Genomic DNA, 14,163 nt, shown 5'->3' with positions numbered 1-14,163 from the left:
GGCGCGCGGCCGGAATTACCAGCACCACGCTTCCCGTTTGATCTGGTTGGCAAGGGAGGCTAAAGGGCGGGTTACGTTTGCAATCCGCAGGACAGCCATGGCCCGTTATCTGATCACCTCAGCCATTCCTTACATCAATGGCATCAAGCATCTGGGCAACCTGATCGGCAGCCAACTGCCCGCCGATCTTTACGCCCGCTACCTGCGGCAGCGCGGGCATGAGGTGCTGTTTTTGTGTGCAACGGACGAGCATGGTACGCCCGCCGAATTGGCTGCGGCCCAAGCGGGCAAGCCGGTCGCAGATTACTGCGCCGAGATGCATCAGGTGCAGGCCGACATCGCCGATGGTTTCCGCCTGTCCTTCGACCATTTCGGGCGCTCCTCCAGCCCCCAGAACCACAAGCTGACCCAAGCCTTTGCGGGTCGTCTCGCCGAAATGGGGTTGATCCGCGAAGTCACCGAGCAACAGGTCTATTCCGTCGCCGACGGTCGCTTCCTCCCCGACCGCTATATCGAAGGCACCTGCCCGAATTGCGGTTTCGACAGCGCGCGGGGCGATCAATGCGACAACTGCACCAAGCAGCTGGACCCAACCGATCTGATCGATCCGCACTCGACCATTTCCGGTGCGACCGACTTGGAGGTGCGCGAAACCAAACATCTCTATCTGCGGCAATCGGCGATGAAAGACGATCTGGCGAAATGGATCGATAGTAAAAAGGATTGGCCGATCCTCACCACCTCCATCGCCAAGAAATGGCTCAACGACGGCGACGGCCTGCAAGATCGCGGTATCACCCGCGATCTGGATTGGGGCATCCCCGTCAAGCAGGGTGACCAAACCTGGCCCGGCATGGAAGGAAAGGTCTTCTACGTCTGGTTCGACGCCCCCATCGAATACATCGCCTGCGCGCAGGAATGGCAGGATGCGGGCAAAGGGGACGATTGGGAACGGTGGTGGCGGACCGACAAGGGCGCGGACGACGTCACCTACACCCAGTTCATGGGCAAGGATAACGTGCCCTTCCACACGCTCAGCTTCCCGGCCACGATCCTTGGATCGCAAGAGCCGTGGAAGCTGGTCGATTACATCAAGTCATTCAACTACCTCAACTATGACGGCGGGCAATTCAGCACCTCCCGCGGTCGGGGTGTCTTCATGGATCAGGCCCTCGAAATCCTGCCCGCCGATTACTGGCGCTGGTGGCTGCTCAGCCATGCGCCTGAATCCTCGGATGCCGAATTCACCTGGGAAAACTTCCAGACCGACGTGAACAAAGACCTCGCCGACGTGCTGGGCAATTTCGTCAGCCGGATCACCAAATTCTGCCGCTCGAAATTCGGCGAAGCGGTTCCGGAGGGCGGAGAATACGGACCTGCGGAAGAACAACTGATCACCGACTTGACAACCCGCATCCGCGCTTACGAAAAACACATGAACGCAATCGAGGTGCGCAAGGCGGCCTCCGAACTGCGCGCGATCTGGGTGCTGGGCAACGAGTACCTGCAGGCGAACGCACCCTGGACGACCTTCAAGACCGATCCCGAAACGGCGGCGATGCAAGTCCGGCTCGCGCTGAACCTTGTGCGGCTATATGGCGTGCTTTCGGCCCCATTTATCCCCGACGCAAGCGCCACACTTCTGAAAGCCATGCAAACGGCTGATGACAGCTGGCCCGACGACGTGCCCGCCGCGCTGACGACGCTCCCCCCCGGCCACGCCTTCACAGTGCCCGACAACCTATTCCGCAAAATCACCGATGACGAACGGGCGGAATGGGCCGAACGGTTCGCGGGCAAGCGCGATTAAGAACTGATTAACCACCACTGACTATCGTCCCGAGAGCACGCCGTCGACACAACAATGTCGGCGCTGGCTTTCACCATGCGGCGCCTGCATCACGCGGTGCGTCGCCAAAAACATACAGGACGACATATGCGACAGAATGTTCAGCAGACCACAACCCACGATATCGACCACCAGCTGCGCCAGATTTTTGGCAGAACCGTTGACGCGGGCATTCCCGATCGCCTTCACACGCTGATCGACCACCTCAAGGAAGAGGAAGACAGGCTGCACCTGGCAAAAAGTGCATGAGGTCACTGCGCGCCTCGAAAGAGGATCCGCGTGAACGCATCATCACCTTTCTGCCCGACATGCGGGCCTTTGCCCAAAGCCTGACCCGCAATGAAACGGCGGCGGATGATCTTCTGCAGGATGCGGTCATCAAGGCGTGGAAAAATTTTCACCAGTTCCGCACTGATACCAATCTGCGGGCCTGGCTGTTCACCATCGTGCGCAACACGTTCTATACCGACCTGCGGCGCAAACGGCGCGAGTTGCATTTTGCCGAGGATAGCTGGCTGCATACCGCGGGCGAGGCCCCAAGCAGCAACAAGATTATCGCCGTCATGGACTTCGAAAAAGCGTTCTTCCAACTGCCCGACGAACAGCGCGAGGCGCTGATCCTCGTCGGTGCCAGCGGGCTGTCCTATGAAGAGGCCGCCGAAACCTGCGGCGTCGCCATGGGCACCATCAAAAGCCGGATCAACCGCGGCCGCAAACGCCTGGCTGAAATCATGGCAGGCGACGAGGATGGACCGCCCCCGGATTGACCGCTAGCCTTGGCCCATGGCCAAACGCCCCCTCGAAAACGCCCAGCAAATCGCAATCGATAGCCCAACCCAGTTGCGCGATTGGCTGACCGCGCACCACACCCAGAAAGAGGGCGTCTGGGTCGTCACCTACAAGAAATCCGACCCCAACCGCCACGTCCCGGCCTCCGATATCACCGATATCTGCCTTTGCTTCGGCTGGGTCGACAGCCTGCCGCGCACCAAGGACGACGCGCGATCCATGCTCTATATCAGCCCGCGCAAGCCAAACGGCAACTGGAGCCGGGTGAACAAGGACAAGGTCGCCCGCCTCACCGCCGCCGGGCTCATGCACCCCGCCGGAGAGGCCGCCATTGCCCGCGCCAAGGCAAACGGCACATGGACCGCGCTGGATGACGTGGAAAACCTGGTCATCCCCGACGACCTGCAAACCGCGTTCGACACAACACCGGGCGCAGAAACCAACTGGACCGCCTTCCCCCGCTCGGTCAAACGCGGCGCGCTGGAAATCCTGCTGAACGCCAAGAAACCGGAAACCCGCGCGGCCAAGATTACCCAGATCGTCAGCGACAGCGCGGCAGGCATTCGCCCTTTCCAATGGCGAAAACGGTAAGGTCTGCTAGCCTACCGCCAAAATTCAGGAGACTTAGCATGCTCAAACACCTGACCCTTGTCGCCTGCCTCGCCGGCACCCCTGCCCTCGCCGCGCAATGTGGCAACGATTCCAGCGGTTTCGCCATCTGGAAACAGCAATTCGCGCAAGAGGCCGCAGCGGCCGGGATCGGGCAACGCGGGCTGCAGGCCCTCGCCCAGACATCCTATGCCACGCGCACGATCAATGCCGACCGGAACCAGAAATCCTTCCGCTACAGCCTTAATGATTTCATGCGCATCCGCGGGGCCGACACGATCGTGGCGCAAGGACGGCAGCGGATCGCGGCCAACCCCGCCTTTTACGATTCCATCGAGCGCGCCTTCGGCGTCCCCGCCGCCGTCGTCGTCGCCATCCACGGGATGGAAACCGGCTTTGGCCGCTTCATGGGCGACGCCAATGTGCTGTCGGCGATCACGACGCTGGCCTACGATTGCAGGCGGTCCGATTTCTTCACCGGCCACGCGCTCGCCGCATTACGGCTGGTCGACCAAGGCAGCATCTCGGCCACCACCGTCGGCGCCATGCACGGAGAGCTTGGTCACACCCAATTCCTCCCCGGCAACGTGATCACCTATGGCTATGACGGAGACGGCAACGGCGTGATCGACCTGACCAACATCACCGACAGCCTCGCCTCGACCGCGAATTTCCTGCGGCAAAAAGGCTGGCGCCCGGGCGCCGGATACCAAGAGGGCGAGCCCAACTTCCGCGTCATCCAGGAATGGAACGCGGCAGGGGTGTATCAGAAAGCGATTGCCATTATGGCGGCACGGATTGAGGGGTAAGAGGTAATCGCAGACCCAATTTGGGGATTGGTAAGTCCGCCAATATATTGTTAGGTACGAACGTCACGAAAGGCTGGAACCACATTGCCATTGGATATCGATATTTTTGGAAAAGGGATCTATTCGCCCCGCCAAGCCGCGCGGCTTGTTGGCGGATCCGCGCAGGAAATCCGCCGTTGGACACGCGGTAGTGGGCCTACGGAGCCTCTTTGGCATGCATATTACCAAGAACTGGACGACACTGCTGAACTGAGCTTCGCCGATCTGATTGAAGTGCGGGTAGTCAAAGCCTTTAAGCAGGCAGGCATATCAACCCAAGCAATCAGATTTGCCATCAAGTTCGCGCAAGAACAGTTTGGCGTTGAGAGACCTCTCTCTAATCTTGAGTTTAAGACTGACGGTAGCGAAATTCTGATGGAAGCGGTCGAAAAAGATGGAGAGTTTGTAAGCCTTGCAAAGGGGCGACCTGGTCAGAAAGTCTTTGCCGAAATCGTCAAGCAATCGGTCAAAGATCTCGAATACGAAGACGATACTGCTGCGCGATGGCGCCCTCATAAGACACGCGATGTCGTTATTGATCCCCGACGCCAATTTGGAAGCCCCATAATTGACGACTTCGGAATAGCAACATCGACACTGTTTGAAGAATACCAAACATTCAAAGACGTGCGCTATTTGTCAAAGATTTACGACATACCAATTCGGCTGGTGAATGAGGCGATCCGATTCGAAAAACTGCTTGATGAGATGAATGGTTAAGGTCTTATTCGACCACAATATGCCCCCATCAATCGCTCATGCGCTAAACCCATTGATTTCCATCGATGGACACGAGGCCTATGCGCTAAGAGATAAATTTTCAGCTAACATTAGCGATATCGACTACTTTACGGCGCTTGGCAAAGAAAGTGGTTGGATCGTGATATCCAAAGACCTTGCCAACGCTAAGCGCGGACCGGAAAGACAAGCGATCTTAAGCTCTGGCGTGCTAGCATTTTATTTGGCCAAAACCGTCCAAAGGCAATCGATAACGGAACAAGCGGCAACGATCCTCTGGCAATGGGATCGGCTGGTCCAACAACGTGCGAACAATGCAAACGGCCTTTTCCAGTTACCCGTCGGCAAAGGATCAAAATTTACGGCATTGTAACCTCACCCCCTAAAGCCAATCCTCCCCCTTCGCCCGCGTCTCGCAGATCAGACACAGACACCCGTCCCGATCGTGCCGCTCCACCTCTGCCGCCCGCAGCCGGTCCATTTGCGCGGACACACGGTTGCGGATCGCGTCGAAGTCGAACTCGACCGGGCCGCCGCCCCTCTCCTTGATCACCACCTGATCGGGCCGTAACACGTAATCTGTCGTATCCGGCCCCTCGACCAGGCCCGCCAGCCGGTGGTGCATATACATCCGCAGCACCCGGTTGATCCGGTGCTGATATCCCTCGCCCATCGCCTTGAAGAACTTTACCACGTCCGCATCCATCCGCATCGTCACCCGCTGCCGCTTTGGATCGCGCCGGTCGTGGTCTTTCCAGATCTCGTGCCAGTCCGGCGGGATCGTCTGTTCCTCGCGGATGACCGCATGGATGTCATGCTCCACCTGCCGCGCGGCATCGACGGCATAGCTCCAGTTGATCCGCTGGGTCTTGGTCATTTTGATCGGTTCATCCATGGCGCGGGCCTCCTTTGCGGGGGGCTAACCTCGCCAAAAATGGTTATCGGGCCGACACACAAACGTGCGCACGCTGTGTGTACGCTGTGTGTACGCCCTGTGCACACATGCCTGACGCACCGCCACCGGTGGACATTCCCGCCCCTCCGGCCCTATCGTGCCCGGACCAAAAAGGGGGGTGCCCATGCACAACGTCGCCATCACCGGAACCGGAGTTTTCACCCCGTCCCAGGTCATCACCAACGACGAACTGGTCGCTGCATTCAACGCCTACGCGGATCTGTGGAATGCCGAAAACGCCGATGCGATCGCGAGTGGCAAGGTCGAGGCCAAGGCCCATTCCTCGACCGATTTCATCATCGCAGCCTCGGGGATCGAACGGCGCTATGTCCTTGATAAAAAAGGGGTTCTTGATCCGGCGCGCATGTTCCCGCAACTGACACCTCGGTCGGATGACGAACCCGGCTACATGGCCGAGATCGGGATGGATGCGGCGCAAAAGGCACTTGCGCAGGCGGGTGTGGAGGCCGGCGACATCGATCTGGTCATCTGCGCCGCGTCGAACATGGAACGCGCCTACCCGGCGATTGCTGTGGAAATTCAACAGCTTCTGGGCGCAGGCGGCTTTGCGTTCGACATGAACGTCGCCTGTTCCAGCGCGACTTTCGGCATCCAGACAGCCGCCGATATGATCCGATCCGGCTCCATCCGCCGCGCGCTCGTGATCAACCCCGAAATCTGCTCGGCCCATCTGGAATGGCGCGACCGCGATTGTCATTTCATCTTCGGTGACGTCGCCACCGCCGCCGTGCTGGAGCGTGACGAAGAATTAACCAATCCGCGGTTCAATATCCTCTCGACCCGCTGCGCCACCCAGTTCAGTAACAACATCCGCAACAACAACGGCTATCTCCGCCGCACGCAGGACCAGATGGAGGACCGCCGTGACATGCAGTTCATGCAAAACGGGCGGAAAGTGTTCAAAGAGGTGCTGCCGCTGGTCAGCAAACACATCGCCGATCATATGGCGGATACCGGCGTGACAGCCGATGACCTGAAACGGCTCTGGCTGCATCAGGCCAACAAGACGATGAACGACTATATCGGGAAAAAGGTACTGGGGCGGACACCGGAGGAGGGTGAACAGCCGAATATCCTGCAGGATTACGCCAATACGTCGTCGGCGGGGTCGATGATCGCTTTCTCGAAATACTCGGATGATTTAGAGCATGGTGACAAAGGGATCATCTGCTCGTTCGGGGCGGGGTATTCGGTTGGGTCGGTGATTGTGGAACGGACCTAAAGTGCCGATCATCAAAAACGCGAGGCTTCGCTTTTGAACCGAGAAACTGCCACTATAACAGCCGAAAATCATGTCTTCGATGTTCGGCGGAACCTGCCGAAATATACCGGGTGGGCCTTCCTTGCTTTGGCCTTCGCGTCAGTACCTTTCCTAGTCGCTGATCCTGCAACAGCACCCATTTTTGGGATTGTTGTAGCCATCCTGCTCGGACTCACTTTCGTTCTGAGCGCCCGCAACGTCAAACAAATCACTGTCACCCAAGACGGCATCACTTTCCATCCCTGCAACGCTCAGGTGAGATTTGGCGACGTTAAGAAGATGCACGTCCCAGATTGGGCAGATCGCTTTGACACGGCGCCGATCAGTTTAGCGTCGCTCACGTTTGAGATGCAGACGAAAAGCTGGTCTTTCGTGCCCGGCGCTGTTTTCCGCGGGTCCGACTACTGCAGGATTAACATCTATGGGTGTGAGAGCCTAAAGTTTATGAACGTTTTACGCCAATATGTTCCTGAGAAAGACTGAAGAAATGAAACGCATTCTCGTAGTCTTAATGCTTCTAACCCTCGCAGCCTGCGGCGTGCCACTGGTCCCGATCATCTAGCCACTCACGCGCTTATGCACATCCTGCAGGCTTTCCACCCGCTCTGAATACCGATCCGTCAAGGAAGGCCGCCCGCGCGTCATCAGGGTGAACCGCGTCAACTCCTCCATCACATCCACGATGCGGTTGTAGAGGGAGGATGGCTTCATTCGCCCGTTCTCGAACTCTTTCCACGCCATGGGGACCGACGATTGGTTCGGGATCGTCACCAGCCGCATCCAACGGCCCAGAATGCGTAACTGATTGACCGCATTGAACGATTGCGACCCGCCCGAGACCTGCATGACAGCCAGCGTCTTACCCTGCGTAGGCCTGATCCCACCAATCGGTGAAAGCGGAATCCAGTCGATCTGCGTTTTCATGATCCCCGTCATGGCCCCATGCCGTTCCGGGCTGGACCAGACCATCCCTTCGGACCACATGACAAGATCGCGCAATTCCTGCACCTTGGGGTGATCCGTATCCGCGTCATCAGGGAGCGGCAGACCGGACGGATTGAAAAACCGCGTCTCGCAACCAAGATAGCGCAGCACCCGCGCGCCCTCCTCGGCACATAGGCGCGAATAGCTGGTCTGACGCAGCGACCCGTAAAGCAGCAAAATTCGCGGCGGATGCCCCGGATCATCCGGCCCCGTCAACGCCGCGATATCCGGTTTGACCAGAGCGTCCGCCACGATGTTGGGCATATCCCCGTCAATCACCGGATTCGTCTTCCTGAAGGTGCATTTTCATATCGATCAGGACCTTTTGCAGCGCGTTGGTTTCCTGCAAAAGACGCTTTGCCTCGTTGACCGAGATGATGCCGTCTTCCATCGACCGGTTGTATTCGGCCATCAAAAGGGCAAAGCGCTGGCTGAGCTTGATGACGTCGGAATTGACGCCCCCATCAGTGTTGCTCTTGCTCGGGTCGTAGGACATCGTGATGCCACGCAGTTCGGCCAAGGCCCCGGTCACAAAGGGATATGATGACTTCGCTTCGAGCATGGCGACCGCATCGACCGGCATAAAGCGATCGGCGTGTTCTTCCGCCGCCGAGTAGTAGCGGCCCAGCGTCGCCTTCGACCGCCCGGTCAAGCTACAAGCCGTTTCGATGCCCACATCTTTGACAAGCGCCTCTGAATGTTTTTTCAGATAACCCGCGATATCCTGCATAACCACCTCCGACCGCCTACGCTGCCCTCGTTTGTACCGAGCCATCGGGCAGGTGTCATCGTAAAATGCGCAATCGAACTGTTGCGAAGATGCGCAAACTTCCGGTTGGAACCGAATGATGCGCGCAGAAATCTTGCAATGACGGATTTCAGAACGATAACTAGGCGCTATGGCTAAACTGTATTTTCACTATTCGACCATGAATGCAGGCAAATCGACCGTCCTGCTGCAGGCTTCCCACAATTACATCGAACGTGGGATGAAGACTTATTTGATGATCGCGCAGTTGGACAATCGGGCGGGCGAAGGCCGGATCGGCAGCCGCATCGGGATCGGGGCCAATGCCGACACATTCGCGCCGGGCGACAATCTTTATACCAAGATCGAACAGCGGTTGGCGAAAGAGGATTGCGCCTGCGTGTTCGTGGACGAGGCACAGTTTCTCGAACGTCGCCAGGTCTGGGAACTGGCCCGCGCGGTCGACGATCTGAACGTGCCGGTCATGACATATGGGTTGCGGGTCGATTTTCTGGGCAAGCTGTTTCCGGGCTCAGCCGCCCTATTGGCATTGGCAGATGAGATGCGCGAAGTCCGCACCATCTGCAAATGCGGGAGAAAGGCGACGATGGTGGTGCGCAAGGATGAATATGGGCAGGTGCTCACGTCGGGCGATCAGGTGGCGATTGGCGGTAATGATCGTTATGTATCGCTATGCCGAAAGCACTGGCGCGAGGCCATGGGCGAAAACATCGGCACTTCCGACGGCGAGGCCTAGTAGAAACTCTGCGGGTCGATATCGATCGCCATCCGCAGGTTGCTTGGCAATCGGAATTGCGCGGTCCATTTGGCCAACGCCCCTTGTAGCGGCGCCGCCTTGTCGGCCTTGATCAAAAGCCGCACCCGATGCCGCCCCCGTACCCGCGCGATAGGCGCAGGCGCCGGTCCAAACACCTGCGCGCCGATCTGACGCAAGGGCGCGTCGCGGCGGGCCATTTCGCCGCCCAGATCAAACACGTCCTGCACGTTCGGGCTGCTCAGGATAATCCCCGCCATACGCCCATAGGGCGGCACCCCCGCGGCCTTTCGCTCTTCGGCCTCGGCTTTCCAGAAACTCTCTTCATCTCCGGCAAGAATCGCACGGATCACCGGATGCTCGGGTTGATAGGTCTGCAAAAGCGCCTCACCCGGCGTTTCCGCCCGCCCGGCACGTCCCGCCACCTGCCGCATCAGTTGAAACGTCCGCTCTGCCGCGCGCAGGTCGGACCCTTGCAAGCCCAGATCGGCGTCGATCACGCCGACCAGCGTGAGCAGTGGAAAATTATGCCCCTTGGCGACCAACTGAGTCCCGATGATGATATCGGTCCCGCCTTGCGCAATCTCCTCTATATGTGCCTTCATCGCGCGGGCAGACCCGTAAAGATCGGATGACAGCACCGCGATCCGGGCGTCGGGGAAAAGACCGGCGATTTCTTCGCCCATCCGCTCTACACCGGGGCCGACGGCTGACAGCCGATCCTCGGCATCGCATGACGGGCATTTTGTGGGGATCGGCGTCGTCTCGCCGCATTGGTGGCACATCAGCCGTTTGAGGAACCGGTGTTCCACCATCCGCGCATCGCAATGATCGCACCCAATCTGATGCCCACACGCCCGGCAGAGCGTCACCGGCGCATAGCCCCGCCGGTTCAAAAACACGAGCGACTGCTCACCCTTATCTAACCGCGCCCGGATGGCAGCCTGTAAGGTGGGTGAAACCCACCGCCCCGCCGGCAGATCCTCGGCCCGCATATCGATCGCCGCCATCTCGGGCATGACCGACGCCCCGAAACGCGACGTCAGCTCCAGCCTGGCGTACTTGCCCGCCTCGACATTCGCCCAACTTTCCAGAGATGGCGTGGCCGAGGCCAGCACCACCTGCGCCCCGTTGATCGCAGCGCGCAGCACCGCCATGTCGCGCGCATTGTAAAGGACCCCATCCTCTTGCTTGTAGGACGTGTCATGTTCTTCATCGACGACGATCAGGCCAAGGTTTTGATATGGCAGAAACAGCGCCGACCGGGCGCCCACGACCAGTTGCGCTTCCCCCTGCCCGACCATCCGCCAGCACCGCCGTCGCTCGGTCATTGTCACACCCGAATGCCACTCGGCAGGTTTCATCCCGAACCGCGCTTCGACCCGTGTGATGAATTCACCTGACAGCGCGATTTCAGGCAACAGCACCAGTGCCTGCCGCCCCATGCGCAAGCATTCGGCGACGGCCTCTAGGTAAACCTCGGTCTTGCCCGACCCGGTCACCCCTTTCAGCAAGGTCGTACCATATGTATCGCTGCGCAAAGCCCGGCGCAGCGCGTCCGCCCCGGCAGCCTGATCGGCGCTCAGCGTCTTGCCGCCGTAATTGGGGTCAAGCGCGGGATAAGGGGTGTCGCGCGGTGCTTCTTCCTCGCGCAAGGCACCTTGTTTCACCAGGCCCTTGACCACAGACGTCCCCACCCCCGCCATCTCGGCCAATTCGCCCAAGGTGAAGGATAGGCCACCATAATCCTCCATCACCGCAAGAACCTTTTCGCGCGCACCGGTGATCCGGTCAGGCTCACGGTCGCCCAAGCGATAGACCTTGCGCATCGATTGCGGATCGCCCAGCCCCGGCGCGCGGGTCCCCAACCGTAGCATCGCTGGCATGGGTGTCAGCGTGTAGTCGGCGGCGCGGCCCAGAAACGTGCGCATCTCATCCCGCATGGGTGCCACGTCCAGCACACGGATGACCGACCGTATCTTGGCCCGGTCATAATCCCCTTTGCCCGGCCCCCAGACCACCCCCAGCACCTTGCGCGGGCCCAGCGGCACCTCGACAAACGCGCCGAGATGGCAACCACCTTCGGGTGCTTTGTAATCCAGCAAACGGTCCAGTGGTTGGGTCGTTAACACGCCCACCAGATCGCCTTCGTGAAAGAAATCAGGCGGCACGGCGCAGGGTGGCCGTCAGCGCGCCCATCGCGATCAACGCCCCGCCACCGGCACGTGTCAGCCAGGCCAGTATCGCGGGGCGCTTGATGGTCGCCCGCAAGCGGTCGGCCAACAACGCATAGGCCAGCGCATTGACCGCAGCCAGACCGACGAACGTACCGATCAGGATCGCAAATTGCGGCAAAAGCGCCGTTTCAGGCCGGACGAATTGCGGCACGAAGGCGATGAAAAAGACGATCGATTTCGGGTTCAGCGCCGTGACCGTCGCCGCATTGCGAAAGATCCGCCCGGCGGGCAACGCAGGTGCGTCGATCATGCGCAAGCTGGCATGCTGTCCTGTGGTGCGCAGCATGCCAATGCCCATCCAGATCAGATATACCGCCCCGACCCACTTGATCACGGTGAAAAGCGTCGCCGACGTCAGCACCAGCGCACCCAATCCGGCCAATGACGCGCTCATTGCGATCAGGTCACCCAGCGCCACCCCCGCGGCAGAGGCCACCGCGACCTTGCGCCCCTGGCTCAGCGCATAGCTGAGCACAAGGATCACCGTCGGTCCGGGGATCAGCAAAAGCGCGATAGAGGCCGATGCAAAGGCGAGCCAAAGCTGAAAATCCATGCGCCGCTCCTGTCACCGCTACCCGTTCAGGGTTTTCCCCCGCTGCCCCATGAGGTAAACGAGGCCCGAGCAAACGCCAACCCCTTCCCCGGAGAGACATGATGAAGTTTTTCGTAGACACCGCCGAGATCGACGAGATCAAGGAACTCAATGACCTTGGCATGGTGGACGGGGTCACGACGAACCCCTCGCTGATCGCCAAATCAGGGCGCGACATTCTGGAAGTGACCAAGGAAATCTGCTCTATCGTTTCCGGGCCTGTCTCTGCCGAGGTCGTGGCGCTCGAAGCGGACGACATGCTGGCCGAGGGGCGCAAACTGGCCAAGATCGCCGACAATATCGCCGTCAAGGTGCCGTTGACATGGGCGGGCCTGAAGACCTGCAAGACGCTGACCGACGAAGGTACCATGGTCAACGTCACGCTGTGCTTCTCGGCCAATCAGGCGCTACTGGCCGCCAAGGCCGGGGCCACCTTCATCAGCCCGTTCATCGGGCGTCTCGATGACCTGAACATGGACGGGCTGGACCTGATCGAGGATATTCGTACGATCTATGACAATTATGGGTTCGAGACGCAGGTCCTCGCCGCCTCCATCCGGTCCGCCAACCATATGAGCGAATGCGCCAAGATCGGCGCCGACGTCGCGACCGCACCACCCAAGGTGATCAAGGCCATGGCGAACCATGTGCTGACCGACAAGGGGCTGGCGACCTTCATGGCCGACGCCGAAAAGGCCGGGATCAAGATCGTCTAAGGAGATTGGCAATGATCATCAGAACCAAGACGGCACATACGGCATTGGTTCTGACGATCGCGGTCTGGCCCGCATATGCGCCGGCACAGGTGGCCGAGGCTTGCGGGCGGGACGACAGTTTGTTGATGTATTGCACCGTCGAAGGCGGCGCGCGGACGCTAAACCTGTGCCTTTCGGGCGAGGTCATCACCTATGCGTTCGGCCCGACCAATGGTGCACCCACGCTTGAGATGATCCGTGACTTTCAGGACGTAGAATACGACCCGTCCGTCGATGAGGATGGCACAATCCGCGAACAGGTCACACTGTTTAACGGCAATTACGGCTATGAGATGTTTACCGAGTCGCGCCAACGGGTCGATCCCGTCGCAATCGCCGAAGGCGGTATCATCGTCAGGCTGCCCGATGGTCAGACGCAAACGCTGATCTGTGACGCGGGCACCGTCGCACCCGACAACCCGTTCGATGGGATCGGACAGTTGGCGCAGTTGTCCGGGGACGGTCAAGAGGACCCGTTGGGCTTTTGCCTCGCGCGACTTGGCCCCGACACTCCGGCGGCGACCTGTCTGGGGCGGCAGCGCGATATCGACATCACGGCGGGTCTTTGTGACCCGGCAAGTGACGCGACCGATTGCTGGGGGTCAGAGGCCACCGTGTGGGACACGCTGATCGAAACCCGCTTTGCCGCCGCGATCGCCGACCTCAAGCAAACGCAGACCGTCGATTTCATCGAAACGCTGGAGGTGGCGCAGGGCACATGGGCGATCAGCCGCAATCTGGATTGCCAGGTCTACGGCCCCAATCCCTTTGCCGCCGATGCCGGCCAGGCGCAATGCCTGGCCCAATACACCGCTGATCGGGTCACATTCCTGCAGGACTTGATCAGCTTTGCCGAGTTCGACGGCTGAGCCCCTTGATCTTCGACCCTGCCGACGTTAACCGGTGTATCCCCGTCACCCTTTGCCCCATGAGAAGGCCATGTAGCCCGCCGCATACTAAACCCAAGTTTCCGTCCGCGCATCAGGCGCTGGACGGTTGCGT

Annotated in this window: 17 protein-coding genes; 12 read left to right on the top strand and 5 right to left on the bottom strand. The window is 59.6% G+C overall.

Translation table 11 applies throughout. The annotated features are described in order from the left end of the window. Positions 1-97: 97 nt before the first annotated feature. The 7 genes from metG (at position 98) to V8J85_RS00600 (ending at position 5,206) form a co-directional block, all read left to right on the top strand. Positions 98-1,810: a methionine--tRNA ligase gene (gene metG, locus V8J85_RS00630; RefSeq protein ID WP_339951188.1), complete on the top strand. Its 1,713-nt coding sequence runs from the start codon at positions 98-100 to the stop codon at positions 1,808-1,810. 54 nt (positions 1,811-1,864) lie between these two features. Further along, a complete protein-coding gene (locus V8J85_RS00625) occupies positions 1,865-2,098 on the top strand; it encodes a NepR family anti-sigma factor (protein WP_339951186.1) in 234 nt (77 codons plus the stop codon). Further along, on the top strand, positions 2,095-2,616 hold the full coding sequence (locus V8J85_RS00620) for a sigma-70 family RNA polymerase sigma factor (RefSeq protein ID WP_339951184.1): 522 nt from the start codon (positions 2,095-2,097) through the stop codon (positions 2,614-2,616). Before V8J85_RS00625 ends, V8J85_RS00620 begins: the two co-directional genes overlap by 4 nt. 16 nt (positions 2,617-2,632) lie before the next feature. Next, positions 2,633-3,229: a YdeI/OmpD-associated family protein gene (locus V8J85_RS00615; protein WP_339951181.1), complete on the top strand. Its 597-nt coding sequence runs from the start codon at positions 2,633-2,635 to the stop codon at positions 3,227-3,229. Positions 3,230-3,267: 38 nt separating this feature from the next. After that, positions 3,268-4,056, top strand: coding sequence for a lytic murein transglycosylase (locus V8J85_RS00610; RefSeq protein ID WP_339951179.1), 789 nt, complete (start codon positions 3,268-3,270; stop codon positions 4,054-4,056). An 84-nt stretch (positions 4,057-4,140) separates the two neighbouring features. Then, a complete protein-coding gene (locus tag V8J85_RS00605) occupies positions 4,141-4,815 on the top strand; it encodes a hypothetical protein (protein ID WP_339951177.1) in 675 nt (224 codons plus the stop codon). Beyond that, positions 4,808-5,206, top strand: a complete 399-nt coding sequence (locus tag V8J85_RS00600; RefSeq protein ID WP_339951175.1) for a PIN-like domain-containing protein — start codon at positions 4,808-4,810, stop codon at positions 5,204-5,206. Before V8J85_RS00605 ends, V8J85_RS00600 begins: the two co-directional genes overlap by 8 nt. A 9-nt stretch (positions 5,207-5,215) precedes the next feature. Here V8J85_RS00600 and V8J85_RS00595 read toward each other — a convergent pair whose 3' ends face one another. Beyond that, the gene (locus V8J85_RS00595) at positions 5,216-5,728 is read right to left on the bottom strand and encodes a BrnA antitoxin family protein (protein WP_339951173.1); all 513 of its coding nucleotides are present in this window, start codon (positions 5,726-5,728) and stop codon (positions 5,216-5,218) included. A 184-nt stretch (positions 5,729-5,912) separates the two neighbouring features. Between V8J85_RS00595 and V8J85_RS00590 the strand changes: the two genes are divergently transcribed. Both V8J85_RS00590 and V8J85_RS00585 read left to right on the top strand, forming a co-directional pair. After that, positions 5,913-7,031 (top strand): beta-ketoacyl-ACP synthase III, encoded by a 1,119-nt coding sequence (locus tag V8J85_RS00590; protein ID WP_339951171.1) that lies wholly within the window; start codon positions 5,913-5,915, stop codon positions 7,029-7,031. A 33-nt stretch (positions 7,032-7,064) separates the two neighbouring features. Next, positions 7,065-7,553 carry a hypothetical protein gene (locus V8J85_RS00585; protein ID WP_339951169.1) on the top strand — a complete coding sequence of 163 codons (489 nt, stop codon included), beginning with the start codon at positions 7,065-7,067 and terminating at the stop codon, positions 7,551-7,553. Between the two features lie 75 nt (positions 7,554-7,628). Here V8J85_RS00585 and arsH read toward each other — a convergent pair whose 3' ends face one another. Both arsH and V8J85_RS00575 read right to left on the bottom strand, forming a co-directional pair. After that, entirely contained in the window at positions 7,629-8,318 is a 690-nt protein-coding gene (arsH, locus tag V8J85_RS00580) for an arsenical resistance protein ArsH (RefSeq protein ID WP_339951167.1), read from the bottom strand. A 7-nt stretch (positions 8,319-8,325) separates the two neighbouring features. Continuing rightward, positions 8,326-8,784 (bottom strand): hypothetical protein, encoded by a 459-nt coding sequence (locus tag V8J85_RS00575; RefSeq protein ID WP_339951165.1) that lies wholly within the window; start codon positions 8,782-8,784, stop codon positions 8,326-8,328. Positions 8,785-8,953: 169 nt separating this feature from the next. On the opposite strand from V8J85_RS00575, the gene V8J85_RS00570 reads away from it, so the two are divergent. Next, positions 8,954-9,559, top strand: coding sequence for a thymidine kinase (locus V8J85_RS00570; RefSeq protein WP_339951163.1), 606 nt, complete (start codon positions 8,954-8,956; stop codon positions 9,557-9,559). Here the strand turns inward: V8J85_RS00570 and V8J85_RS00565 are convergent. Both V8J85_RS00565 and V8J85_RS00560 read right to left on the bottom strand, forming a co-directional pair. Further along, entirely contained in the window at positions 9,556-11,748 is a 2,193-nt protein-coding gene (locus V8J85_RS00565; protein WP_339951161.1) for a primosomal protein N', read from the bottom strand. The genes V8J85_RS00570 and V8J85_RS00565 overlap by 4 nt on opposite strands. Continuing rightward, positions 11,738-12,367, bottom strand: coding sequence for a LysE family translocator (locus V8J85_RS00560; protein WP_339951159.1), 630 nt, complete (start codon positions 12,365-12,367; stop codon positions 11,738-11,740). The genes V8J85_RS00565 and V8J85_RS00560 overlap by 11 nt, the downstream gene beginning before the upstream one ends. Before the next feature lie 101 nt (positions 12,368-12,468). Between V8J85_RS00560 and fsa the strand changes: the two genes are divergently transcribed. Both fsa and V8J85_RS00550 read left to right on the top strand, forming a co-directional pair. Further along, a complete protein-coding gene (gene fsa / locus V8J85_RS00555; protein ID WP_339953044.1) occupies positions 12,469-13,122 on the top strand; it encodes a fructose-6-phosphate aldolase in 654 nt (217 codons plus the stop codon). A gap of 11 nt (positions 13,123-13,133) precedes the next feature. Beyond that, entirely contained in the window at positions 13,134-14,030 is an 897-nt protein-coding gene (locus tag V8J85_RS00550) for a lysozyme inhibitor LprI family protein (protein ID WP_339951157.1), read from the top strand. The last annotated feature ends 133 nt before the right edge of the window (positions 14,031-14,163 follow it).

The sequence above is a fragment of the Yoonia sp. 2307UL14-13 genome, assembly GCF_037572755.1.
In the GTDB taxonomy this organism is placed as follows: domain Bacteria; phylum Pseudomonadota; class Alphaproteobacteria; order Rhodobacterales; family Rhodobacteraceae; genus Yoonia.
The sequence above is the reverse complement of the archived record's forward strand: the minus strand, read 5'-3'. Positions and strand labels throughout refer to the sequence as shown.